Origin of the sequence: Stenotrophomonas sp. ZAC14D2_NAIMI4_6, from assembly GCF_003086875.1 — a bacterium.
Classification (GTDB): Bacteria; Pseudomonadota; Gammaproteobacteria; order Xanthomonadales; family Xanthomonadaceae; genus Stenotrophomonas.
Genome location: NZ_CP025996.1, coordinates 1,278,292 through 1,300,881, shown reverse-complemented (window position 1 = coordinate 1,300,881; position 22,590 = coordinate 1,278,292). Strand labels below are relative to the sequence as shown.

Sequence of the window (22,590 nt, the reverse complement as noted above, 5' to 3'; positions counted from 1 at the left end):
GCTAGTGTGCGCCTCCCGGCATTCGATCTCCAGCCCATGGCCAAAGCGCCGCTTGACCTGACTTCCGGCCCGATCGGGCGCAACCTGCTGCTGTTCGCGCTGCCCATCCTGGCCGGCAACATCGCCCAGTCACTGAATGGTTCGGTGAACGCGGTGTGGGTCGGGCGCTTCCTGGGCGAGGCCGCGCTGACGGCCACCGCCAACGCCAACAACATCATGTTCTTCCTGATCGGTTCGGTGTTCGGCTTCGGCATGGCCGCCACCATCCTGATCGGCCAGGCCATCGGCGCGCGCGACATCGGCCAGGCGCGGCGCGTGGTCGGCACCAGTGCCACGTTCTTCATCGGCCTGTCGGTGGTCATTGCCATCGCCGGCTGGTTCCTGGCCCACCCGCTGCTGGAAGCGATGGGCACGCCGGCAGCGTCGCTGCCGCTGGCCGAGGCCTACCTGCGCGTCATCTTCCTGGCCATGCCCACGCTGTACGCGTTCGCCTTCCTCAGCGCCGCGCTGCGGGGTGCCGGCGATTCGCGCACGCCGTTCCGCTTCCTGCTGGTATCGGTGGTGCTGGATATCGCGCTGAACCCGGTGCTGATCTTCGGCCTGGGCCCGTTCCCGGAGCTGGGCATTGCCGGCTCGGCCTGGGCCACGCTGGTATCACAGACGCTGTCGCTGGCCGGCCTGCTGCTGTACATGCGGCACAAGCGGCACACGCTGTGGCTGGGGCGCGCCGACATGCACCTGTTCAAGCTCGATTTCACCATCCTGCGCGCGCTGGTGGTCAAGGGCGTGCCGATGGGCCTGCAGATGGTGCTGATCTCGCTGTCGGTCATCATGCTGATGACCATGGTGAACCAGTACGGCACCGACACCGCGGCCGCCTACGGCGCATCGCTGCAGTTGTGGAACTACGTGCAGATGCCGGCCATGGCCATCGGCGCGGCGTGTTCGTCGATGGCCGCGCAGAACGTGGGCGCGCAGCGCTGGGACCGCGTGCGCGGCACCGCGCGGCAGGGCGTGCTGTTCAACTTCCTGCTGACCGGGGCGCTGATCCTGCCGCTGGTGGCGCTGGACCAGTATTCGCTGGCGCTGTTCCTGCCGCAGGGCAGCGAATCGCTGCAGATCGCCCGCCATTTGAACCACGTGGTGATCGGCTCGTTCCTGTTCTTCGGTGTCAGCTTCGTGATCTCCGGCGTGGTGCGCTCCACCGGCGCGGTCATTCCGCCGCTGCTGATCCTGGCCGCCTCGCTGTGGGGCGTGCGCGTGCCGTTCGCCGAATTCCTGCAGCCGTATTGGGGGGCCGATGCGATCTGGTGGAGTTTCCCGGCCGGTTCGCTTGTGTCCATGCTGCTGTCGCTGGCGTATTACCGCTGGGGTGGCTGGCGCAAGGCGCGGATGATCACCCCGCCGGCGCCGGCCGAAGTGCTGGCCACGCCGTCGGAAGTACCGGCCTGCCCACCCTCGCCGGTAGCCGACCCGGATGCCGTGACCCGGTAGCGCCGGCGCTACCGTTCTACTTCGCCGCGTTGTGCTTGGCCGCAGCGCGGATCAAAGCCTTCAGCGCGGTCGCGTTGGGCATCTCTCCTTCGTGGATGTCGATCGCGCGCCGCGTATTGCCTTCCAGGCTGGCGTTGAACAGGCCCTTCGGGTCGGGCAGCGCGGCGCCGTGGGCGAAGGTCAGTTTCACTGCCTGCTTGTAGGTTTCGCCCGTGCACAGGATGCCGTTGTGTTCCCACACCGGCGTGCCGCGCCATTTCCAGGTTTCTTCCACGTCGGGCAGCGCCTGGTGGATCAGCGCGCGCACGCGGGCCAGCGTCTTGCCGCGCCAGTCGCCCAGTTCGGCAATGCGCGCATCGATCAGTTCAGAGGCAGGGCGTGTTGCTTCGGTGGCTTCCGCAGCTTTCCTGGGCATGTCTGCACTCGCACGGTACGGTGGGAAAGGGAAACTACATGCGCGCGCCGGGCAGCGCACGTGCCTGCTGCAGCCAGTCCAGCAGTTGTGCGCGGTCCAGCACGGTGTCTTCGTACAGGTGCAGATAGCGCGTGGTGGCCTGCTTCGAAGGCTCGGGCGGCTGCGGCTGCAGCAGCGCGCCGTGGAAAAACGCCACCTTGATGTAACGCGTGCAGCAGTGGAAGCTGAGGAACCAGCCCTGCCCTTCGGCCACGCCATACATCGGTGAATTCCAGCGCACTGCCTTGTGCACGCCGGGCACGGCCTGGGTGATGAGGGCATCGAGCTGCTCGCCAAATGCACGCTTCCAGCCGGGCATGGCGGCGATATAGGCCTGCACCGGTGCATCACCATCGCCCTTGGCGATCTGCGGATTACCGCCGGACAACAGCTTCGGCGCAGCGGGGGCGGATGGCTTGGAAGGCATTGCGCAGCGCTCCGTGGTCGCAGGTCAGCGGCTGGGTGCAGCCGGCAGGTCACGCCACAACGGCAGACCACGGCGCAGGCGCATGACGCGCATCACGACCGCCATCAGCAGACCGAACAATACGCCGGCGAGGAGCGCGCTGAACACCGCCACTGCCAACGGCAGGCTGGTGTTGCGCCAGACCAGCAGCCACATCAGCACGCCCCAGCCCAGTGCGAACCAGATACCCATCAGCAGTGCATTGGACGCCACGCTGGCGATGATCGGCGGGGGCGCGTTGACGCCCATGCGCCACAGCAGGCGATGCAGTGGCGGCGCCGAGTGCCGGCGCTGCACGCCCGCGGCGTCAAGATGGCGCAGGGCGGCCTGCACCTTGGGCGGGTAACGCTGTTCAACGGTCGTCATGCCGCGAACATAGCGCCGGCCGGCGCACAAACGCAAACGGCCACCCGAAGGTGGCCGTCGCGGCAACAACCGAAGTTGTTTATCAGGCCTTTTCGGCCAGACGGGCAGCCTTGGCGGCAGCAGCGGCAGCCAGGTCTTCCTTGATGCGGGCAGCCTTGCCTTCCAGGCCACGCAGGTAGTACAGCTTGCCGGCGCGGACCTTACCACGACGCTTCACTTCGACCGAGTCGATGATGGCGCTGTGGGTCTGGAAGACGCGCTCGACGCCGTAGCCGTGCGAGATCTTGCGCACGGTGAACGAGGAGTTCAGGCCGGCGTTCTTGGTGGCGATCACAACGCCTTCATAGGCCTGCACGCGCTCGCGGCTGCCTTCCTTCACCTTCACGTTGACGACAACGGTGTCGCCCTGGCTGAACTTCGGCAGTTCGCGGGTGATCTGGGCGGATTCGAATTCCGCGACGATGGACTTGTTCAGCTTGCTCATGGGTTACACCGATTCTTGTTCGGGTGGGCGTGTCGTTCTGACAACGTAGGCTCATGCAGTCACGGAACTGTGCTGCACGTTTGTTGTGGGTACTGCGCGCGCCGGCCGGGGCTGGCGGGAATTGGCCATGATAGCCGATAAAGCCAGCCCTGCGCTAGGGGCTGGCCTTGTGTTTCTGGGCCTGCCGGCCCTGTTCCAGCAGTTTGCGGTCGGCCTTGCCCAGCGCCTGTTCATCCAGCAGGTCCGGGCGCCGTTCGGCGGTACGGACCAGCGACTGCTGGCGGCGCCAGGCAGCGATGGCCGCGTGGTTGCCCGAACGCAGCACGTCCGGCACGTCGCCCAGCGGGTGCTGGGCCGGCTGGCTGTAATGCGGGCAGTCGAGCAGCCCCAGGTCGCCTTCGAAGCTGTCCTGGGCGGCCGATTCGGCGTCGTTCAGGGCGCCGTCCTGCAGGCGGGCCACGGCATCGATGATGACTGCCGCACCCAGTTCGCCGCCGGACAGCACGTAGTCGCCCAGGGAAATCTCTTCATCGACGTTGGCTTCCAGGAAGCGTTCGTCGATGCCTTCATAGCGGCCACAGAGCAGGACCACGCGCGGCAGCGCCGCCAGTTCCCGCACCTTGGCCTGGGTGAGCGGTGCGCCCTGCGGGCTGAGGTAGATCACCCGCGCCGGGGTCGGGTCGGCGTCGCGGATCGCCTGCAGGCAGGCCTGCAGCGGCTCGATCAGCATCACCATGCCCGGGCCACCACCGAACGGACGGTCGTCCACCCGGCGGTAGTTGCCTTCGGCGTAATCACGGGGGTTCCAGCCGTGCAGGCTGAACAGGCCCTTCTCCTGTGCCCGGCCGACCACGCCCAGCCCAGCGGACTGGGCCAGGAAATCGGGGAACAGGGTGATGACGTCGAAGCGCATGCTCACACTCAGAACTCGGGGTCCCAATCGACCACGACCAGGTTGGCCTCGAAGTCGACCGATTTGACGAAGTCCGGCAGCACGAACGGGATCATCCGCTCGCGGTCGCCACGGACCACGACCACATCGTTGGCGCCGGTGCTGAACAGGTGCGAGACCTGGCCCAGGGCAACGCCCTCGACGGTCTTCACATCCAGGCCTTCCAGATCCACCCAGTAATACTCATCGGGTTTCGGCGGCGGCAGCGCGCTGCGGGCCACGTAGATCTCGGTGCCGTGCATGGCCTCGACCGTGTCGCGATCTTCGATGCCGGGGAATCGGGCCACCAGATGCTTGCCGCTGTCGCGGCCACGGGCGCCTTCAAGCGTCGATTCCTGCCCGTTTGGGCTGCGCAGGATCCACGGCTGGTAACGGAAAATAGCGGAACGCGGCTCGGTCCAGGACTCGAGCTTTATTTCGCCGCGCACACCAAAAGCGCCGACAATCCTGCCCAGCAGGATGCGGCGCTCGTTATCTTTCATCTGCGTTCAATCAGATGGGCCGCGCCAGAGCGCGGCCCGTCAGGATCAGGCCGCAGCGGCCTGGGTCTTGGCCGCTTCCTTGATCAGGTTGCGGACCTTTTCGGTCGGCTGGGCGCCGTTCTTGACCCAATGGTCAACGCGGGCCAGGTCCAGCTCGATGCGCTTCTCGCCGCCCTGGGCGACCGGGTTGTAGAAACCAACGCGCTCGATGTTGCGGCCGTCGCGCGCGCTGCGCACGTCGGTCACGATGATGTGGTAGAACGGACGCTTCTTGGCGCCGCCGCGGGTCAGTCGAATCTTGACCATGGTGTTTTTCCTATTGCCCAGTCGCCGGAATGGCGAGGTAAGCGGGCGATTATAGCGGCAGATGGCGGCCGGGCCAACCCCTGGGCCAGCCATCGGGTCAGATCCCTTTTGCCGCGCAACAGGGCTCTGACCCCAGCACGTCCCACGGCACGCCCGCCAGCACCGCCCTGCCCTGTTCAGCCAGCGCCTGCGACCCCGGCAGCTCCTGCCCATCGATGGCCTCCAGTGCCCATACCCCACTGGCATTACAGGCAAAGGCCGCCTTCACACCGGCCAGATCGGCCAGCCGCAAGGGCTGGATGGCCTGCGCCCCGGGCCAGTACCGCTGCAGCAGCGCCTCGGCGGTCCCGCGCAGTGCCGGCGCCTGCGGCCAGAGCAGGCGTTGACCATCGTGCACGGCCAGGTTCCAGGTACTGCCCTCGCTGATCTGCCCATCGGCCGTCACCAACAGCGCATCGTCAAACCCCGCCGCCAGCGCCGCACGGCGCTGGGCAAACAGACCAAACGTTCCCACGTGCTTGATCTGCGGCCAGTCGCGCTGCCAGACCACGCTGCGCACGCGCTTCGGCGCCACCAGGGCCACCGGCGCCGACACCGCCACCAGCACGTCCACCGGCACGGCGGCCAGCGGGTTGCGGAAATCGAAGCGGCGCGAAAACACCGTCACCCGCATGGAGGCATCGCCCTGCCCCGCCTGCTGCAGCGCCTGCGCCATCCAGGCCTGCACCTGGCGCACGTCCAGTTCGCTGCCGAACAACTCGCGCGTGGCCTGCGACAGCCGCGCCAGGTGCAGCTCCAGCCCCTGCACGGCATGGCCACGCACCTGCAGCGAGGTAAAGTGGCCGTAGTTCACCAGCGCCGGCAGCAGATCGTCGGCCTGCGCGGGCTGGCCATTGCAGGTCACGGTCACCGCAGCAGGGCCTGCGCGTCGCGCCACATGTCAGCCAGCACCTCGGCGGCCTGCCGCGCCGGCGCCATCCACGCCGACTGCCCGGCCCAGGCCTGCATGGCCGCCAGATCATTGCGCTGCGCCGCCTGCTTGCGCATCGGCGCGGTCAGCCCGCGCTGCACCGGGTACGGGCGCGGTGGTGGCGCAGCATCGGCCGCCGCCGCGCGCACATACGGGGTGGCCAGGCCGCGGCCCAGGCGCCCACTGAAGGCGCGGGTCGGCCAGGTGTCTTCGGGTTCGGTCACCGCCAGTGCGTCGGCCCAGGCCGGGGCGATCGCCGCTTCGGGCGTGCGCAGGAACGCGGTACCGATCTGCACCGCGCTGGCGCCCAGCGTGAGCGCCGCGGCGATGCCACGCCCATCGGCGATGCCGCCAGCGGCGATCACCGGAATCTGCAGATGGTCGACCAGGCGCGGCAGCAGGGCGAACAGCCCCACCAGTTGCCGTTCGGCCAGTGCCGGATCGAAGGCGCCGCGATGGCCACCGGCTTCGGCGCCCTGCGCCACCACCGCGTCGGCGCCGGCGTCCTGCGCAGCGCGCGCTTCGGCCAGCGTGGTCGCGCAGGCGATCCAGGCAATGCCAGCATCCTTCAGTTGCTGCACATGGCGCGGCGACAGCACGCCCATGATGGTCGAGGCCACCGCAGGGCGCGCGGCCAGCAGCGCGGCGAACTGTTCATCGAAATCGGCCGGGGTGGCATCGGCGGCGCTGGCCGGCACCTCGGGGCCCCATTGGGCCAGGAAGGCGCGGCTGGCGGCTTCGGCGGCCACGTCGCGGGCCGGCGCCGGGTCCGGCAGCCACAGATTCACCTGCGCGGGGCCGCCCGAAGCAGCGCGGAACGCGTCCATCCACACACCGATATCGGCTGCGGACGACAGCACCGCCCCCATCGCGCCCATGCTGCCGGCGTTGGCCAGCGCAGCCGACAGCGACACCGGGCAGGCCCCGGCCATCGGCGCCAGCAGGATCGGAAGGGAAACCTGGAAGCGCCGGCAGAACGCCTCGACGCGGGAAGTGACAGCAGACATCAGCAGGGCGGCCCATCGTTGCAGACAGGCCCCCATGGTGCGCGCAGCAAGGGGGTAGAGTCGAGCTTGCTCGACTGAACCGCGCGCCACGTAGAGTCGAGCTTGCTCGACTGAACCACCAACAGCAGTCGAGCAAGCTCGACTCTACCAATGCGTGGTCTCAGCAGCGCATCAACGAAACGGCATGCCGCGGCCGCCGATGCGTGGCCTCAGCAACGCATCAACGGAACGGCATGCCGCGGCCGCCCATGGCGCCCATCATGCCCTTCATGCTGCGCATCATGCCCTTCATGCCGCCGCCGGCCATCTTGCTCATCATCTTTTCCATCTGCATGTACTGCTTCATGAGCTTGTTGACGTCGGCCGGGGTCACACCCGAACCCTTGGCGATGCGCGCGCGGCGCGAGCCGTTCAGCAGGTTCGGGTTGCGCCGTTCCTTCTTGGTCATCGAATTGATGATGGCGATCATGCGCGGCACTTCCTTGCCCTGGCTGACCTGCTGCTTCAGGTGGTCGGGAATGTTGCCCAGGCCCGGCAGCTTGTCCATCAGGCCGCCAATGCCGCCCATGTTCTGCATCTGCTCCAGCTGGTCGCGCATGTCGTTCAGGTCGAACTTCTTGCCCTTGGCGACCTTCTCGGCCAGCTTGGCGGCCTTGTCCTTGTCCACCTGCTGCTCGACCTGCTCCACCAGCGACAGCACGTCGCCCATGTCCAGGATGCGGCTGGCGATACGGTCGGGATGGAACACATCCAGACCTTCGGGCTTTTCGCTGACACCGACGAACTTGATCGGCTTGCCGGTGATGTAGCGCACGCTCAGCGCGGCACCGCCGCGGGCGTCACCGTCGGTCTTGGTCAGCACCACGCCGGTCAGCGGCAGCGCATCGCCGAAGGCCTTGGCGGTGTTGGCCGCGTCCTGGCCGGTCATGGCATCGACCACGAACAGGGTTTCTGCCGGGTTCACCGCCGCGTGCAGGGCCTTGATCTCGGCCATCATCGCTTCGTCGATGGCCAGGCGGCCGGCGGTATCGACCAGCAGCACGTCCACGAACGACTTGCGCGCATCGTCGATGGCCGCACGCACGATGGCTTCCGGCTTCTGGTCGGCGCTGGACGGGAAGAACAGCACGCCCACCTGCTCGGCCAGGGTCTTCAGCTGCTCGATCGCGGCCGGACGGTAGACGTCGGCCGACACCACCATCACTTTCTTCTTGCGCTTTTCCTTCAGGTGCTTGGCCAGCTTGCCCACGGTGGTGGTCTTGCCGGCGCCCTGCAGGCCCGCCATCAGGATGATGGCCGGGGCGGGAACGTTGAGGTTCAGGTCGCTGGCTTCGGCGCCCATCACCGCGGTCAGCTCGTCGCGCACCACCTTGATCAGGGCCTGGCCCGGGGTCAGCGACTTCAGCACTTCCTGGCCGACCGCGCGCACCTTGATGCGTTCGATCAGGGCCTGCACCACCGGCAGCGCCACGTCGGCTTCCAGCAGCGCAATGCGCACCTCGCGGGTCGCCTCGCGGATGTTCTCCTCGGTCAGGCGGCCACGGCCACGCAGGCGCTCGATGGTGCCGGAAAGGCGCTGGGTCAGGGACTCGAACATGCGGCGCAACCTGTCTGAAAGCGGGGGACAATAAGGCATACAGTATAGCGGGTCCGCCCCGGTTCCCGGGCTGCGACGCTGCGGCCGTCGCCAGCTTCCCGGGGGTATGCGAAACTGCCACGATGACAATCGTTCTCATCGCGATCCTGCTGTACCTGGCCGCCAGCGTCCTGCTGGTGCGCGCGCTCGGCCGCGACGAGGCAATGGGCTCGCCCACCTGGCTGTGGCCGGCGCTGCCGGCCATGCTGCTGCACGGCGGCTACCACGTGCTGGTGGCGCTGCGCACCAGCGGCGGGCCGGACATGCATTTCTTCGCGGCGCTGTCGCTGGTCGGCCTGGGCATGGCCTGGCTGACGTCGCTGGTGGGCGCACGCGGGCGCATGTCGGCGCTGGGCGTGGTGGTGTTCCCGCTGGCCGCGCTGCTGCTGGCGGTGTACCACGGCTACGGCCACGCCCCCAGCAAGGTGCTGGGCTGGCGCCTGGCCAGCCACGCCTGGCTGGCCCTGCTGGCCTACGCCACGCTGAGCATCGCCGCGCTGCTGGCCATCATGCTGTGGCTGCAGGAACGCGCCCTGCGCCGCCGCGAGTTCCGCCCGTGGCTGCGCGCCCTGCCGCCGCTGGCCGATCTGGAATCGCTGCTGTTCCGGGTCATCACCGTGGGGTTTGCGCTGCTGACCCTGACCCTGGTGACCGGCGTGCTGTTCGTGGACGACCTGCTGGCGCAGAAGCTGGTGCACAAGACCGTGCTCAGCGTGCTGTCGTGGATCGTGTTCGGCGTGCTGCTGGTCGGCCGCCGCCGCTACGGCTGGCGCGGGGTGAAGGCCGTGCACTGGACGCTGAGCGCGATGCTGTTGCTGCTGCTGGCGTTCTTCGGCAGCCAGTTCGCCATTGAACTGGTGTTCGGGCATACCCGATAAAGGCGTGCCGACCAACGGTCGGCACCCACGATGCCGTCGGCTGTCAGGGCGCAGGCTGGGCAAGGATGCCGCGCACCGAGCGGCCGCTCTGCGTGATCACATCATCCACCTGCCAGCAGCCCTGGCCCTTGCGGACCATCGGCAGGCGGGTCACATACGGCTTTTTCCACACCGAATAGCGCAACTCGACCTGGCCGACCGTGGCTGACGTTTCGTTCCAGCCGTAGCGTACCGGGCCCTCGATGTCGCCATCCTGCGCATCCAGCCACGGGTCCGAATCGATCGTGCAGATGCCTTCTTCGCGCGCCTGGCAGGCACGTTCTTCGCGCAGCGTCTTGCCGAAGGCCGGGCTGACCAGCGCGCGCGGCGCATCCAGCACGTAGCCCGCATCGCCGGAGGTGGCCTCGAAGAACGCCCGCGCCACGCCCACGGCATCCTCGCAGGCCGGGGCGGCCTGGGCGGCGGGTGCCAGCAGCAGGCCGGCGATCATGAACATCCCTGTCTTTCGCATGTGTTTCATTCCTTGTGCAGGGGCAACGCCGGGCATGGCCCGGCGCTACCGAGGGAGGGCCGGGCGCGGGTACGCGGCGCGGCGGGCTTACAACCCGTACCGCTCGATCACATCCAGGTGCGGCTGGCGTTCCTGGTCACAGGCTTCGGCCAGGCGCAGCCAGCACTGCGGGTGCTGCCACTGGGCGGTGTGCTGCTGCAGGAACCGGTGCAGCGCCAGCGGTGCGTGGTCCAGCGGCTGGGCCACGGTGAACAACAGCCCCGGCAGGGTGCCCTCTTCCGCGTCCGGGTCGGTCACGGTGTAGTCGGCACGGCTGTGCCCCCAGATCTGCCAGCCCTGCGCCTGCGCCGCTTCCACCAGTGCATCCCACGCGGCTTCGCCGGGGTGCGCGCCATCAATCAGCCAGCTGCGCGCGAAGCCGCCGCGCTCCAGTACGTGCACCTGCGCATAGGTGGGAATGAAGTGCTGGCGCGCCTCTTCCTCTTCCGGCGCCGGGTGCACCAGCGCGGCATCGAACACCACCCAGTCGCCCACCTGCTGGGCACGGTTGGCCGGTGCGTTTTCCACGATACGCGCGGTTACCGGGCCGGTACGGCGCGCGTAGTACTCCATCGGCTCACCCTGCTCTTCGCTGCGGATGATCACCCAGCCCCACGGCTCTTCCACCACGCCGTCCTGGCTGGACAGTTCCATGCCGATGGCCGCGGCCGAACGGCGCACGGCATCCCAGTCGCGCGCGGCGCTGGCGGCGCTCATGTGGTCCCAATGCGCGGCGTTGGGGTCCTCCTGCAGCTCCACCAGCTGCGCGTAGCACGCCTGCGCGTCGCTGAAGCGGCCAGTTTCCATGTACATGCGCGCCAACGTGCCACGCGCACCGTGCGAACCGGGCGACAGTGCCAGCAGCTGCGTGGCCGCCTGTTCCAGCGCCGGCCAGTCGGACACCCGGCGCGCTCGCTGCACGTCGCACCAGTGCGCGAACACCGGCACGCTGCCACGGTATACATCGGCCAGCTGGCGCAGACCCTCGTCATCGCCCTGCTCGGCCAGCCAGCGCATCAGCGTGTAGGCGGCCGGGCCGTCTTCCTGCACATGCGCGCGCACGAACTGCCACAGCAGCGCGCGCGCTTCGTCCTGCGCACCGCAGGCGTACAGCGCCGAGGCGGCCACTTCGGCCAGCCCTTCATCGTCGGGGCACTGCGCGTGGCCCTGCAGCAACCACTGCGCCTCGCGCTCGGGGTCGCGCGACTGGTTCTGCTGGCCCTGCGCTTCCAGCCACGGCAGCAGTTCGGCGGCGGGCACAGGCAGCGGCGCGGCCTCGGGCAGTGCATCGATGCGCGCGGCCAGCGCGGCCACCTGTTCGGCGGCACCGCGGTCCTGGCGCAGCTGTGCCAGGTGCGTGCGCGCCAGCCGCAGCTGCCGCTGCGCGACCCAGCGCGCGCCACGCTGCAGTGCCAGCTCCAGGCTCAGGGCAGCCATTTCAATCACCAGCCGGTGCGCGCCCACGCGCGCGAAGTGTTCAATGATGGTGTTGAAGCGCGTGCCCAGATCCCAGGTGTTGCGCGCCGGATCACGCTGGCACAGGATCGCCACCGTGTTGGCCCACATGCGCCAGGTATTGGGGGTCAGCTCGCCCCACGGCACCAGCTGCTGCAGCGCTTCTTCGTCGCGGCCCAGCTGCGCCAGCGCCCAGGCGCGTGACAGGCGGCGCGGCACGGTGCAGTTGGCCGGTTCGTACTCGCCAGCGGCGGCCACTTCGGCCTCGCGCTGCTCGATCAGCACCAGCGCTTCGTCGGCACGGCCGGTGGCCAGCAGCACCTTGATCTGCATTTCCGGGAAGCTGTCGAACACTTCCTTGCCGCGCGCCTTGATCGCATCGGCCTGCGCCTGCAGGTAATCCAGCGCGTCCTGGCCGCGGCCATCGTCCAGCAGCGCATCGGCCTTTTCGCAGCTCAGGCACTGGAAGCACGCCCAGCTGGGATCGATGCGGGCCAGGGTCTCATCGCACACTTCAATGCGCTCGGGCACCCAGCCCGGGCCGTCGATGTTGCCGTAGCAGGCGGCCAGATCCTGGGTCACGCAGATCGACTGCGGGCAGTCCAGGGTGTCGGCACGGTGGGCGCGCTCGAACAGCGCCACCGCTTCGCCCAGCGCGCTCTCGCCTTCCACACGGTTGCCCACGCGGTTGCGCAGCGCCCAGTGGCCCACGTAGACATCCACCCACGGGTTGTCCAGCGCCTTGCCCAGCGCACGCGCCTCGGGCAGCAGCGCATCCACGCGGTCCACCTGCAGTTCGCTCACCTCGTCGGCCAGGCGGGTGAGCAGGTGCGCGTTCTGCGCCTGCCCGGCCTGGCGCAGGTCTTCCTGCAGTTTTTCAACCCAGTTCCAGATTTCCATGATGTGCAAGTCTCCTGTCTAGCGAAGGCTGGATGAGAAAGTGAGCGGTACTCAGCGCAGCATCTGCTGCAGGGCACCGGCAATATCGGCGAAGGCGGCGTTCAGATCGGGCGTGGCTGCGCTGGCATCGCGCGCCAGCGGGCGCCCCTGCGCGGACACGATGATCTTCAGCGAACGCAGCAGGCGTGCTGCGGCGGGCGCCTGCGCATGGCCGGCGCGCTGCGCCTGCAGCAGCGCCTGCACGGCCGGGTTGTCCAGATTTACGTACAACCGCGACGGCGCACGCGCTTCGATGCGCGCAGTGAACTGGCGCGCCAGGCGCAGCGCGGCCATCGACACACGCTTGTCGTTCTCGTCGTCTTCCAGGCGCTGTTTCAGCTCCGCCTCGCGGTCGGGCACCACCACCACCGGCAGCGCTTCGGGGCTGAAGCGCGCCGGCAGCAGCTGTTCGCCATCGCCCAGGTGCTCGCGCAGCCAGGCCAACTGCGCCTCGTCCAGGCTGTCGTCGCTGCGGAACAACGCGCGGTTGCCCTGTTCGGTACCCAGCTCCACCAGGCGCAGGCCCTTGGCCTGGGTCCAGCGGCGCAGGAACGGCACCACCGCATAGCGGTGCCCATGCGCCACCGGCACGCCCATCGCACGGAACAGCATTTCCTCGAAGCCGCCGCCGTTGTCCAGGATCACGTGCACCGCGCCACGCGCCGGCAGCGCGCTGGCCGGCAGGTCACCCTGCGATGTCGGCACGCGCACGTGTTCCAGCAGCAGGTCGAACAGACGGTCGTCGCACAGTGCCGCGCCCAGCAAGGCCTCGTTGTGGCGGCTGAGCACGCGGCGCCAGGCTTCCGGCTGCTGCCGCGCCACGTCGGCCAGGCCATCAATCAGCGCTTCCAGCAGCGCGTGCTGCACGGCGCGGTAATGATCGTCGCGCTGCAAATCTTCGCGGCTGGCGGTGGGGGTCAGCCGCGACGATTCGATCACCCCCCCGATGAAGCCGGCCCACGGCGGCAGCAGGTCGCGCGCATCGTCGTCCAGCAGCATGCCGCGCACGAACACCGACAGGTTGCGGTTGTCGCTGGTGCCGTAGGTGGCGCCATCCTGCACCCACAGCAGGCCAGTGGCGTCACTGTCCGCATCGGCGCGCAGCGGCACGGTCACGATGGGTTCGAAGTCGTGTTCGAAGCGGGCGGCGAACTGCAGCGCCTGGCGCCGCGCCTGCACCGGGTGCAGCGCCACTTCGCCCTGCGCGCGCCACGGCGGCGGCTCGGGGTTCAGCGCTTCAGTCGCGGCGCCAATGAAGATCGGTTCGGACAGCAGCGCGCAGTAGCGGCCCAGCACTTCGTACAGCCGCGCCTCGTTGGCCAGCGGCAGGAAGTCCGGGTGCAGCTCCAGCTCCACTTCGGTGCCGACCGCACGCGCCGGCACTTCGCTCACGGTGTACTGCTCGGCGTTGCTGGACACATACAGGTGGCCCAGTTCCGGCGTCTGGTACGAAGTGGTGCGCACGCTCACCCGCCGCGCCAGCACGAAGGCCGACAGGAAGCCCAGGCCGAACATGCCGATCAGGCCGTCCTGGTCATCGCCGCCCTGGCGCAGGCCGCGGGTGTAGCCCACGCCCACCGTGGCCAGGTAATCGTGGATTTCCTGGCGGGTCAGGCCGGCGCCGGTATCGACGATGCGCAGCACACCGGCGGCGGCATCGACCTGCACATCGATGCGCGAGGGCAGATCGCCACCGGTCTGTTCAATGCGGCGGCGGATGATGGAGTCGTGCGCGTTCTGCACCAGCTCGCGCAGCGCCACCATCGGGGTGGAATACAGGTGCTTGCCCAGCACCGTCATCAGTCCATTGAGATCGACCCCGGCCCGGCGGATTTCGGCGGCGGGGGTGGTCAGCGTCGGGTCCTGCATGTAATCGGTTACTCCTTGCCACACAAGGCGCCACGGGGCGCCATCGTCGAGCCGGGGAAACTAGCACAGGCACGCTGACCGTTGCTGTGCTGGGCGTTGGATTCCAAACCCCGGCGGGGGCCAGCCCCGGTAGAGTCGAGCTTGCTCGACTGCTCTTGCCTCGACGCGGAAAGCAGTCGAGCATGGCTCGACTCTACAAAAAGCAGTCGAGCAAGCTCGACTCTACAAAAGGCAGCCGAGCATGGCTCGGCTCTACCGTACGGATGTCACGCGGCGTCGATCGCCTCGGACAGCCGCTCCACGGCAATCACTTCCATGCCCTTCACGCTGCCGCCCTTCGGCGCGTTGGCCTTGGGCACGATGGCGCGCTTGAAACCATGGGTGGCCGCTTCGCGCAGGCGGTCTTCGCCGTTGGGCACCGGGCGGATCTCACCGGATAGCCCCACTTCACCGAAGGCAATGGTCTTTTCCGCCAGCGGCCGGTCCTGCAGCGACGACAGCACCGCCAGCAGCACCGGCAGGTCGGCGGCGGTCTCCTGCACGCGAATGCCACCGACAACGTTCACGAACACGTCCTGGTCGCCCACCAGCACCCCGCCATGGCGGTGCAGTACCGCCAGCAACATGGCCAGGCGGTTCTGCTCCAGGCCCACGGCCACGCGGCGCGGGTTGGACAGCGGCGAGGCATCCACCAGCGCCTGCACTTCCACCAGCAGCGGCCGGGTTCCCTCGCGGGTGACCATCACGCAGCTGCCGGGCTGGTGCGCGCTGCTGCCGGACAGGAAGATGGCCGACGGGTTGGACACTTCCTTCAGGCCCTTGTCGCCCATGGCGAACACGCCCAGTTCGTTCACCGCGCCGAAGCGGTTCTTGAAGGCGCGCAGCAGGCGGAAGCGACTGCCGCTCTCGCCTTCAAAGTACAGCACCGCATCGACCATGTGTTCCAGCACGCGCGGGCCGGCAATACCGCCTTCCTTGGTTACGTGGCCGACCAGGAACACGGCGGTGCCGGTTTCCTTGGCAAAGCGCACCAGCCGTGCCGCGCTTTCGCGCACCTGGCTGACCGACCCTGGTGCGGCGGTCAGGGTTTCGGTCCACAGGGTCTGCACCGAATCGGCCACGATCAGGCGCGGGCCGGCCTTGCTGGCGTGCTGCATGATCGACTCGACACCGGTCTCGGCCAAGGCATTCACGCCATCCAGCGGCAGCTCCAGCCGGTGCGCGCGGCCGGCTACCTGGGCCAGCGATTCCTCACCGGTCACGTACAGCACCGGCAGTTCGGCGGCCATCTTCGCCACCGCCTGCAGCAGCAGGGTCGACTTGCCGATGCCCGGGTCGCCGCCGACCAGCACCACCGCGCCCTCCACCAGGCCGCCGCCCAGCACGCGGTCGAACTCGCCAATGCCAGTGCTGACCCGGCGGTGCTCGGTCTGCTGCACGTCCTTCAGCGCGGTGATCTTCGGCGGATCGATCTTGCCCACCCAGCCATTGCGCCGGGATGCGGGGGCCTTCGCCGCTGCGGCGCTTTCCAGCACGATTTCCGACATCGAGTTCCACGCCCCGCATTCCGGGCACTGCCCCTGCCATTTGCTGGAATCGGCGCCGCATTCGTTGCAGACGTAAGCGGTGCGGGCCTTGGCCATCGGAAATCCTGCGTGGTGAACGGTGAAGGAGGATAGCCGAGCACGGTCGCAGGCGCTGCGACAGGCCGCCCGGCGCACCCCGCCTACACATCTCCAAATACGAGATGAACATCACACTTTTTAACTGCTAAGGTTCAGCCCCCCGCCGCCGCTATAGTTCGCGGCTTCATGCCTGCCCTCCCCGCTTTCCCTGAAGGACCCGCAATGACTGGCACTTACAGCCAGAGCCTGGTTGCTTTCTCGCTGTTGGTGGCCATTCTCGCTTCGTACACCGCCCTGGACATGGCCGGCCGCCTGGCCACCGCACAGGGCCGGGTGGCCCGCTGGTGGCTGATCGGCGGCGCATCGGCCATGGGTCTGGGCATCTGGTCGATGCACTTCATCGGCATGCTGGCCTTCAAGCTGCCGATTCCGATCGGCTTCGACCTGGGCATTACCCTGTACTCGCTGGCGGTGTCCATTGCCGCCTCGGCCTATGCGCTGTGGCTGGTCTCGCGCCCGGAACTGCCGCGCCGGCGCCTGCTGGCCGGTGGCACCCTGATGGGCCTGGGCGTGGCCACCATGCATTACCTGGGCATGGGTGCCATGCGCATGCAGCCCGGCATCGACTACGACCCGCTGTGGTTCGCGCTGTCCATCGCCGTGGCCATCGGCGCCTGCACCGCGGCACTGTGGATCGCCTTCCGCTTGCGCCGCGAAGACCAGCGCACCCTGCCGCTGCGCATTGCCGCATCGGCGGTGATGGGCCTGGCCATCGTCGGCATGCACTACACCGGGATGGCCGCCGCCAGCTTCCCGGCCGGCAGCATCTGCGGCGCGGTGATCGACGGCGGCATTGAATCGCACTGGCTGGCGGTGCTGGTGATCGTCACCACGCTGGGCGTGATCGGCATTGCGCTGGTGGCCTCGCTGTTCGACCGGCAGATGCGCGTGCGCACCGGCCTGCTGGCCGAATCGCTGGAAAAGGCCAACGACAAGCTGCTGCAGGCCGCCCTGCATGACCCGCTTACCCAGCTGCCCAACCGCATGCTGCTGCAGGACCGCATCGAGCAGTCGATCGAAAAGGCGCGCCGTCGCGGCCATGCGCTGGCGGTCATGTTCTGCGATCTGGACGGCTTCAAGGCGGTGAACGATGCCTACGGGCACCAACTGGGCGACCGCCTGCTGGTGAAGATGAGCCAGCGCGTCAGCGCGCTGCTGCGCCCGCAGGACACCTTCGCCCGCCTGGGCGGCGATGAGTTCGTGATCGTGTTGGCCATCGAAGAGCCCGACGACGCGGTGGTGGTGGCCGAGCGCATCATTGCCGCGGTGGCCGAACCGTTCCTGATCGATGCGGCCGAACTGCAGGTCAGCGCCAGCCTGGGCATTGCGCTGTACCCGGACGATGCCACCAGCGAACGCGAACTGATGGCCCATGCCGACGCGGCGATGTACCACACCAAGGAAGGCGGCCGGAACGGCTATACCTTCTTTACCCCGTCCATGCAGGTGAGCGCGAACCGCCAGCTGCGCCTGCTGCAGGACCTGCGCCGCGCCACCGAACGCGGCGAGCTGCTGCTGCACTACCAGCCCAAGTTCGTGGCCGCCGGCACCCCGGCGGTGGGCGCCGAAGCGCTGCTGCGCTGGCAGCATCCGGAACTGGGCATGCTCAGCCCGGACGTGTTCATTCCCATTGCCGAGCGCAGCGGGTTGATCCTGCCCATTGGCGATTGGGTGCTGGACCAGGCCTGCGCGCAGCTGCGCGCCTGGCACGATGCCGGCCAGCACGAATGGACCATGGCGGTGAACCTGTCGCCGCTGCAGTTCTCTTCGCCGGCGTTGCTGGACAGCGTGCGCGCTGCGCTGCAGCGGCACGGCATTGCGCCGGAGCGCCTGACGCTGGAAATCACCGAAACCACGGCGATGAAGGACGTGGAAGCCAGCCTGGTGATCCTGAACGACCTGACCGCGATGGGCGTGCATATCGCCATTGATGATTTCGGCACCGGCTATTCCAGCCTGCTGTACCTGAAGCGCATGCCGGCCACCGAACTGAAGATCGATCGCGCGTTCGTACGCGAGCTGGAACAGAACGCCGAAGACGCGGCCATCGTGTCGTCCATCGTGGCGCTGGGCCGTTCGCTGCAGCTGCAGGTGGTGGCCGAGGGCGTGGAGACCAAGGAACAGCAGGATTACCTGAGCGGGCTGGGCTGCGACCAGCTGCAGGGGTACCACCTGGGCAGGCCGATGGCCGCCGACGAGTTCCTGCGCAAGGTGGGTTGAACCGCGCATGGGGTCAGAGCCCTTGCCTGCGGCAAGGGATCTGACCCCGGACACATGACGGCGCGACCGGCGGGGTCGGATCCCTTGCCGCAGGCAAGGGCTCTGACCCCATCTGCATTGCGCGCGCCGCCATCCACGCATGGCGTGGATCTACTACCGCCAACGAAAAAGGCCGCCCCGAAGGGCGGCCTTTTCGTCTGTGGCAACGTCGCTAAGACGTCAGTGCATCATGTGCACGTTCATGTTGTGCATGACCCACAGGGTACCGGCCACGATGATGCCGATCACCACCACGGTGAAGGCAGCAGCGTTGACGTTCCAGCGGCTTTCCGAAGAACGGTCCAGGTGCAGGAAGAACACCAGGTGCACCAGCATCTGCAGCACCGCGGAAACCGCGATCACCACACCGCTTACGGTGCGCGAGAAGTCGCCCGACATCACCACCCAGAACGGGATGACGGTCAGCACCACCGCCAGCACGAAGCCGATCAGGTACGACTTCACGCTGCCGTGGCTTTCGCCGCCGGTGCCGTGGTCGTGTGCATGGTTGTCATGTGCCATTACAGCGCTCCATTGAGGTAGACGACGGAGAACACGCCGATCCAGATCAGGTCCAGGAAGTGCCAGAACAGGCTCAGGCACGCCATGCGGGTCTTGTTGGTCGGGGTCAGGCCGTACTTCTTCAGCTGCACGAACATCACCGCCAGCCACAGCAGGCCGGCGCTCACGTGCAGACCGTGGGTACCGACCAGGGCGAAGAACGCCGACAGGAAGGCACTGCGGTCAGGGCCGTAGCCCTGGTGGATCAGGTGGTTGAACTCCCACACTTCCATGCACATGAAGCCGAAGCCCAGCAGCCAGGTGATGGCCAGCCACAGGTACATCTGGCCCACCTGCTTGCGGTGCATGGCAATCATGCCCAGGCCGAAGGTCAGCGACGAGGTCAGCAGCAGCGCGGTTTCCCACGCCACGAACGGCAGCTCGAACAGATCCTTCGGGGTCGGGCCGCCGTCATTTCCGCCCACCAGCACCACGTAGGTGGCAAACAGCGAGGCGAAGATGAGGCAGTCGCTCATCAGGTACACCCAGAAACCGAAGACGGTGTTGCCGCCGGTGTCGTGGTGCTCGTGGTCGTCATGGCCATGGGCCGCCGCATGCGCGGCGTGCCCGTGGCTCAGGGTCGAGGTATTGGTGCTCATGCCTTCAGCTCCGACTTCACCAGGCCCTGGGCTTCCAGGTGCTTGCGGTGTTCGTTCTCAATGCGTTCCACCTCGGCGGCCGGGACCCAGTAGTCCACGTCCTGGTCGAAGGTGCGGTAGATGAACGTGGCGATCATGCCGACGAAGCCGACGATGGCCAGCCACCAGATGTGCCAGATCATCGCAAAGCCAAACACCAGGCTGAAGGCACCGATGACCACACCCGTGCCGGTGTTGCGCGGCATGTGGATGTCGGTGTACTTGGCCGGCTTCGGCCAGGCTTCACCACGCTGCTTGCGCTCCCAGAAATCGTCCAGTTCGGTGACTTCCGGCAGGCTGCCGAAGTTGTAGAAGGCTGGCGGCGAAGAGGTTTCCCACTCCAGCGTACGGGCATCCCACGGGTCGCCGGTCAGGTCGGCGGTCTTCTTGCGATCGCGGATCGACACAGCCACCTGGATGATCTGGCACAGGATGCCGGCACCCACGATGAAGGCACCTGCGGCAGCCACCAGCAGCAGCGGCTCGTAGGCCGGGTTCACGGTGCTCTGCAGGCGACGGGTCATGCCCATGAAGCCCAGCACGTACATCGGCATGAAGGTCACATAGAAGCCGATGAACCAGCACCAGAAGGCGCACTTGCCCCAGAACTCGTTCAGGCGGAAGCCGAACATCTTCGGCCACCAGTAGGTGATACCAGCGAACATGCCGAACACCACGCCGCCGATGATGACGTTGTGGAAGTGGGCGATCAGGAACAGGCTGTTGTGCAGCACGAAGTCGATGGCCGGGATCGCCAGCATCACGCCGGTCATGCCGCCGATGGTGAAGGTGACCATGAAGCCGATGGTCCACAGCACGGGCGTGGTGAACTGCACGCGACCGCGGAACATGGTGAACAGCCAGTTGAAGATCTTCACGCCGGTGGGGATGGAGATGATCATCGTCGTGATGCCGAAGAAGGCATTGACGTTGGCACCCGAGCCCATGGTGAAGAAGTGGTGCAGCCACACGATGAACGACAGCACGCCGATGCAGGCGGTGGCGTAGACCATGCCCTTGTAGCCGAACAGCGCCTTGCGCGAGAAGGTCGCGATCACTTCGGAGAACACGCCGAAGGCCGGCAGCACCAGGATATAGACTTCCGGGTGGCCCCAGATCCAGATCAGGTTGATGTACAGCATGGCGTTGCCGCCACCATCATTGGTGAAGAAGTGCGTACCCAGGTAACGGTCCAGGGTCAGCAGCACCAGGGTGATGGTCAGCACCGGGAAGGCGGCGACGATCAGCACGTTGGTGACCAGCGCCGTCCAGGTGAACACCGGCATCTGCATCAGCTTCATGCTGGGGGTACGCATCTTCAGGATGGTAATGAAGAAGTTGATACCGCTCAGCGTGGTACCCAGGCCTGCGACCTGTAGACCCCAGATGTAGTAGTCCATGCCGACGCTTGGACTGTATTCGATGCCCGACAATGGCGGGAACGCCAGCCAGCCGGTGGCGGCGAATTCACCGATCCACAGCGACAGCATGATCAGCACCGCACCGGCCACGAACAGCCAGAAGCTGAGCGAGTTCACGAACGGGAACGCGACGTCGCGCGCACCGATCTGCAGCGGCACGGCCAGGTTCATCAGGCCGGTGATCAGCGGCATGGCCACGAAGAAGATCATGATCACGCCGTGGGCGGTGAAGATCTGATCGTAGTGGTGCGGCGGCAGGTAGCCTTCCGAACCGCCCACTGCCAGCGCCTGCTGGGTACGCATCATGATGGCGTCGGAGAAGCCGCGCAGCAGCATGACGAAGGCGACGATCAGGTACATCACGCCGATCTTCTTGTGGTCCACCGAGGTGAACCACTCCTTCCACAGGTAACCCCACAGCTTGAACTTGGTGATCAGGGCCATCACGCCCAGACCACCCAGCACTGCACCGATCAACGTCGTCAGGACGATCGGATCGTGGGGGATCGACTCAAGAGAGAGTTTTCCCAACATGTTCATTCTCCCGAACCCGCGTGGCCGGCATGGCCTGCGTGTTCGTGTTCGGTGGCATCCAGGTTTTCACCCGATTCCTTGGAATCATGCGCGTCACTGGGGGTGTGCCCCTCGTGCGCTTCATGGCTGGCAGCATCGGCGGCGGCCGCACCGGCATGCGAATGCTTCATGCCGTAGTGCTGGTTGTCGCCCATGTGCTTGGCAATGACCCAGTCGAACAGGCCTTCTTCGGTCTTGCCGAAGTAGGTGACCGGGTACCACTCGGAATTCTTCGCATCACCCAGGGCCTTGAAGCTGGTCTTGTCCAGGGTCTGCGTGCCGGCACGCACCTGGTCCAGCCACTGGCGGTACTCGGCATCGGTCACCGAATAGGCGGTGAAATGCATCTTGGCGAAGCCCGCGCCGCTGTAGTGCGAGGACATGCCCGGGAATTCACCGGTTTCGTTGGCGATCAGGTGCAGCTTGGTTTCCATCGCCGCCATCGAATAGATCATGCTGCCCAGGTGCGGAATGAAGAACGCATTCATCACCGTGTCCGACGTGATCTTGAAGTTCAGCGGGGTGTTCACCGGGAACTTGATCTCGTTGACGACCGCAACCTTCTCTTCCGGATAGATGAACAGCCACTTCCAGTCCAGCGAGATCGCCTCGATGGTGACCGGCTTGACGTCCGATTCCAGCGGCTTGTACGGGTCCAGTGCGTGCGACGAACGCCAGGTCAGGACCGCCAGCACCAGCACGATCATGCAGGGGATCGACCACACCACCACCTCGATCGCCGTGGAATGCGACCACTTCGGCTCGTAACGGGCCTTGGTGTTGGAAGCGCGGTACTTCCACGCGAAGGTCAGGGTCATGACGATGACCGGGACGACGACCAGCAGCATGAGCACGACAGCCGTGATCAGCAGGGTCTTCTCGTCCTGGCCAATCTGGCCCTTCGGACTGAGGATGGCCACGGCATCGCAGCCGGTGAGCATCACCAGCAGTGCGAGCAGCAGGCCCGGGCGCAACCAGCGCCCAAGGGTTTTCAACGGAATCATCGGTCGATCCAATTGCGAGGGAATGCCGTTCCCCGTCCTGCCCGCTCCGGCAAAAGCCGGTCCCGCCTGTGGTTGAGACAGGCAGTGAGGTGGGGTCGAGTCAGCCTTTCAATTTTAGGCCGTCACGCATCATTTAAGAAA

21 protein-coding genes are annotated in these 22,590 nt (G+C 67.0%); 3 read left to right on the top strand and 18 right to left on the bottom strand.

Annotated elements, in window-relative coordinates:
* The first annotated feature begins 36 nt into the window (after positions 1-36).
* The gene (locus tag C1933_RS05960; protein ID WP_108752515.1) at positions 37-1,494 is read left to right on the top strand and encodes an MATE family efflux transporter; all 1,458 of its coding nucleotides are present in this window, start codon (positions 37-39) and stop codon (positions 1,492-1,494) included.
* A 16-nt stretch (positions 1,495-1,510) separates the two neighbouring features.
* Here the strand turns inward: C1933_RS05960 and C1933_RS05955 are convergent, their stop codons facing one another.
* The 10 genes from C1933_RS05955 to ffh all read right to left on the bottom strand — a co-directional run bounded on the left by C1933_RS05955 (position 1,511) and on the right by ffh (position 8,578).
* A complete protein-coding gene (locus tag C1933_RS05955; RefSeq protein WP_108752514.1) occupies positions 1,511-1,909 on the bottom strand; it encodes a DUF1801 domain-containing protein in 399 nt (132 codons plus the stop codon).
* Positions 1,910-1,943: 34 nt separating this feature from the next.
* On the bottom strand, positions 1,944-2,375 hold the full coding sequence (locus tag C1933_RS05950) for a DUF1801 domain-containing protein (protein ID WP_108752513.1): 432 nt from the start codon (positions 2,373-2,375) through the stop codon (positions 1,944-1,946).
* A 24-nt stretch (positions 2,376-2,399) separates the two neighbouring features.
* The gene (locus tag C1933_RS05945; protein ID WP_108752512.1) at positions 2,400-2,780 is read right to left on the bottom strand and encodes a DUF6404 family protein; all 381 of its coding nucleotides are present in this window, start codon (positions 2,778-2,780) and stop codon (positions 2,400-2,402) included.
* Between the two features lie 82 nt (positions 2,781-2,862).
* Positions 2,863-3,264, bottom strand: a complete 402-nt coding sequence (rplS, locus tag C1933_RS05940; protein ID WP_005408597.1) for a 50S ribosomal protein L19 — start codon at positions 3,262-3,264, stop codon at positions 2,863-2,865.
* Between the two features lie 154 nt (positions 3,265-3,418).
* Positions 3,419-4,177 carry a tRNA (guanosine(37)-N1)-methyltransferase TrmD gene (gene trmD, locus C1933_RS05935; protein WP_108754753.1) on the bottom strand — a complete coding sequence of 253 codons (759 nt, stop codon included), beginning with the start codon at positions 4,175-4,177 and terminating at the stop codon, positions 3,419-3,421.
* Between the two features lie 8 nt (positions 4,178-4,185).
* Positions 4,186-4,698, bottom strand: coding sequence for a ribosome maturation factor RimM (gene rimM, locus C1933_RS05930; RefSeq protein WP_108748976.1), 513 nt, complete (start codon positions 4,696-4,698; stop codon positions 4,186-4,188).
* 45 nt (positions 4,699-4,743) lie between these two features.
* A complete protein-coding gene (gene rpsP / locus C1933_RS05925) occupies positions 4,744-5,004 on the bottom strand; it encodes a 30S ribosomal protein S16 (protein ID WP_108748975.1) in 261 nt (86 codons plus the stop codon).
* 97 nt (positions 5,005-5,101) lie between these two features.
* Positions 5,102-5,914 carry an aminotransferase class IV family protein gene (locus C1933_RS05920; RefSeq protein WP_108752511.1) on the bottom strand — a complete coding sequence of 271 codons (813 nt, stop codon included), beginning with the start codon at positions 5,912-5,914 and terminating at the stop codon, positions 5,102-5,104.
* Positions 5,911-6,981, bottom strand: a complete 1,071-nt coding sequence (locus C1933_RS05915; protein ID WP_108752510.1) for a nitronate monooxygenase — start codon at positions 6,979-6,981, stop codon at positions 5,911-5,913. Before C1933_RS05915 ends, C1933_RS05920 begins: the two co-directional genes overlap by 4 nt.
* A 220-nt stretch (positions 6,982-7,201) precedes the next feature.
* Positions 7,202-8,578, bottom strand: a complete 1,377-nt coding sequence (gene ffh, locus C1933_RS05910) for a signal recognition particle protein (protein WP_108752509.1) — start codon at positions 8,576-8,578, stop codon at positions 7,202-7,204.
* A 122-nt stretch (positions 8,579-8,700) separates the two neighbouring features.
* Here ffh and ccsA point away from each other — a divergent pair, with 122 nt between their 5' ends.
* On the top strand, positions 8,701-9,495 hold the full coding sequence (gene ccsA / locus C1933_RS05905) for a cytochrome c biogenesis protein CcsA (protein WP_108748971.1): 795 nt from the start codon (positions 8,701-8,703) through the stop codon (positions 9,493-9,495).
* A 43-nt stretch (positions 9,496-9,538) separates the two neighbouring features.
* Here ccsA and C1933_RS05900 read toward each other — a convergent pair whose 3' ends face one another.
* From C1933_RS05900 to radA, 4 genes are all read right to left on the bottom strand, one after another.
* Positions 9,539-10,006, bottom strand: a complete 468-nt coding sequence (locus C1933_RS05900) for a hypothetical protein (protein ID WP_108752508.1) — start codon at positions 10,004-10,006, stop codon at positions 9,539-9,541.
* An 87-nt stretch (positions 10,007-10,093) separates the two neighbouring features.
* A complete protein-coding gene (locus C1933_RS05895) occupies positions 10,094-12,400 on the bottom strand; it encodes a tetratricopeptide repeat protein (protein WP_108754752.1) in 2,307 nt (768 codons plus the stop codon).
* 51 nt (positions 12,401-12,451) lie between these two features.
* Positions 12,452-14,308, bottom strand: a complete 1,857-nt coding sequence (locus C1933_RS05890) for an ATP-binding protein (protein ID WP_108752507.1) — start codon at positions 14,306-14,308, stop codon at positions 12,452-12,454.
* A 266-nt stretch (positions 14,309-14,574) separates the two neighbouring features.
* Complete coding sequence (radA, locus tag C1933_RS05885; RefSeq protein ID WP_108752506.1) at positions 14,575-15,951, bottom strand: DNA repair protein RadA; 1,377 nt, start codon at positions 15,949-15,951, stop codon at positions 14,575-14,577.
* Positions 15,952-16,155: 204 nt separating this feature from the next.
* On the opposite strand from radA, the gene C1933_RS05880 reads away from it, so the two are divergent.
* Positions 16,156-18,213, top strand: a complete 2,058-nt coding sequence (locus C1933_RS05880) for an EAL domain-containing protein (protein WP_108752505.1) — start codon at positions 16,156-16,158, stop codon at positions 18,211-18,213.
* 219 nt (positions 18,214-18,432) lie between these two features.
* Here C1933_RS05880 and cyoD read toward each other — a convergent pair whose 3' ends face one another.
* From cyoD to cyoA, 4 genes are read right to left on the bottom strand one after another with little or no spacing between them, the layout of a single operon-like run.
* A complete protein-coding gene (cyoD, locus tag C1933_RS05875) occupies positions 18,433-18,774 on the bottom strand; it encodes a cytochrome o ubiquinol oxidase subunit IV (RefSeq protein WP_108748966.1) in 342 nt (113 codons plus the stop codon).
* Positions 18,774-19,412 carry a cytochrome o ubiquinol oxidase subunit III gene (cyoC, locus tag C1933_RS05870; RefSeq protein WP_108748965.1) on the bottom strand — a complete coding sequence of 213 codons (639 nt, stop codon included), beginning with the start codon at positions 19,410-19,412 and terminating at the stop codon, positions 18,774-18,776. Before cyoC ends, cyoD begins: the two co-directional genes overlap by 1 nt.
* Positions 19,409-21,406: a cytochrome o ubiquinol oxidase subunit I gene (gene cyoB / locus C1933_RS05865; protein WP_108748964.1), complete on the bottom strand. Its 1,998-nt coding sequence runs from the start codon at positions 21,404-21,406 to the stop codon at positions 19,409-19,411. The genes cyoC and cyoB overlap by 4 nt, the downstream gene beginning before the upstream one ends.
* A gap of 2 nt (positions 21,407-21,408) precedes the next feature.
* Complete coding sequence (gene cyoA / locus C1933_RS05860; protein ID WP_108752504.1) at positions 21,409-22,449, bottom strand: ubiquinol oxidase subunit II; 1,041 nt, start codon at positions 22,447-22,449, stop codon at positions 21,409-21,411.
* Positions 22,450-22,590: the final 141 nt, after the last annotated feature.

Excerpts from the sequence above, each read along its gene's own strand:
- rpsP (WP_108748975.1), bottom strand. The coding sequence starts at position 5,004 with ATGGTCAAGATTCGACTGACCCGCGGCGGCGCCAAGAAGCGTCCGTTC.
- rplS (WP_005408597.1), bottom strand. The coding sequence starts at position 3,264 with ATGAGCAAGCTGAACAAGTCCATCGTCGCGGAATTCGAATCCGCCCAG.
- cyoD (WP_108748966.1), bottom strand. The coding sequence starts at position 18,774 with ATGGCACATGACAACCATGCACACGACCACGGCACCGGCGGCGAAAGC.
- trmD (WP_108754753.1), bottom strand. The coding sequence starts at position 4,177 with ATGCGCTTCGACGTCATCACCCTGTTCCCCGATTTCCTGGCCCAGTCC.
- C1933_RS05960 (WP_108752515.1), top strand. The coding sequence starts at position 37 with ATGGCCAAAGCGCCGCTTGACCTGACTTCCGGCCCGATCGGGCGCAAC.
- cyoB (WP_108748964.1), bottom strand. The coding sequence starts at position 21,406 with ATGTTGGGAAAACTCTCTCTTGAGTCGATCCCCCACGATCCGATCGTC.
- rimM (WP_108748976.1), bottom strand. The coding sequence starts at position 4,698 with ATGAAAGATAACGAGCGCCGCATCCTGCTGGGCAGGATTGTCGGCGCT.
- C1933_RS05880 (WP_108752505.1), top strand. The coding sequence starts at position 16,156 with ATGACTGGCACTTACAGCCAGAGCCTGGTTGCTTTCTCGCTGTTGGTG.
- C1933_RS05890 (WP_108752507.1), bottom strand. The coding sequence starts at position 14,308 with ATGCAGGACCCGACGCTGACCACCCCCGCCGCCGAAATCCGCCGGGCC.
- ccsA (WP_108748971.1), top strand. The coding sequence starts at position 8,701 with ATGACAATCGTTCTCATCGCGATCCTGCTGTACCTGGCCGCCAGCGTC.
- C1933_RS05955 (WP_108752514.1), bottom strand. The coding sequence starts at position 1,909 with ATGCCCAGGAAAGCTGCGGAAGCCACCGAAGCAACACGCCCTGCCTCT.
- C1933_RS05950 (WP_108752513.1), bottom strand. The coding sequence starts at position 2,375 with ATGCCTTCCAAGCCATCCGCCCCCGCTGCGCCGAAGCTGTTGTCCGGC.
- C1933_RS05895 (WP_108754752.1), bottom strand. The coding sequence starts at position 12,400 with ATGGAAATCTGGAACTGGGTTGAAAAACTGCAGGAAGACCTGCGCCAG.
- C1933_RS05900 (WP_108752508.1), bottom strand. The coding sequence starts at position 10,006 with ATGCGAAAGACAGGGATGTTCATGATCGCCGGCCTGCTGCTGGCACCC.
- C1933_RS05915 (WP_108752510.1), bottom strand. The coding sequence starts at position 6,981 with ATGTCTGCTGTCACTTCCCGCGTCGAGGCGTTCTGCCGGCGCTTCCAG.
- C1933_RS05945 (WP_108752512.1), bottom strand. The coding sequence starts at position 2,780 with ATGACGACCGTTGAACAGCGTTACCCGCCCAAGGTGCAGGCCGCCCTG.
- radA (WP_108752506.1), bottom strand. The coding sequence starts at position 15,951 with ATGGCCAAGGCCCGCACCGCTTACGTCTGCAACGAATGCGGCGCCGAT.
- cyoA (WP_108752504.1), bottom strand. The coding sequence starts at position 22,449 with ATGATTCCGTTGAAAACCCTTGGGCGCTGGTTGCGCCCGGGCCTGCTG.
- cyoC (WP_108748965.1), bottom strand. The coding sequence starts at position 19,412 with ATGAGCACCAATACCTCGACCCTGAGCCACGGGCACGCCGCGCATGCG.
- ffh (WP_108752509.1), bottom strand. The coding sequence starts at position 8,578 with ATGTTCGAGTCCCTGACCCAGCGCCTTTCCGGCACCATCGAGCGCCTG.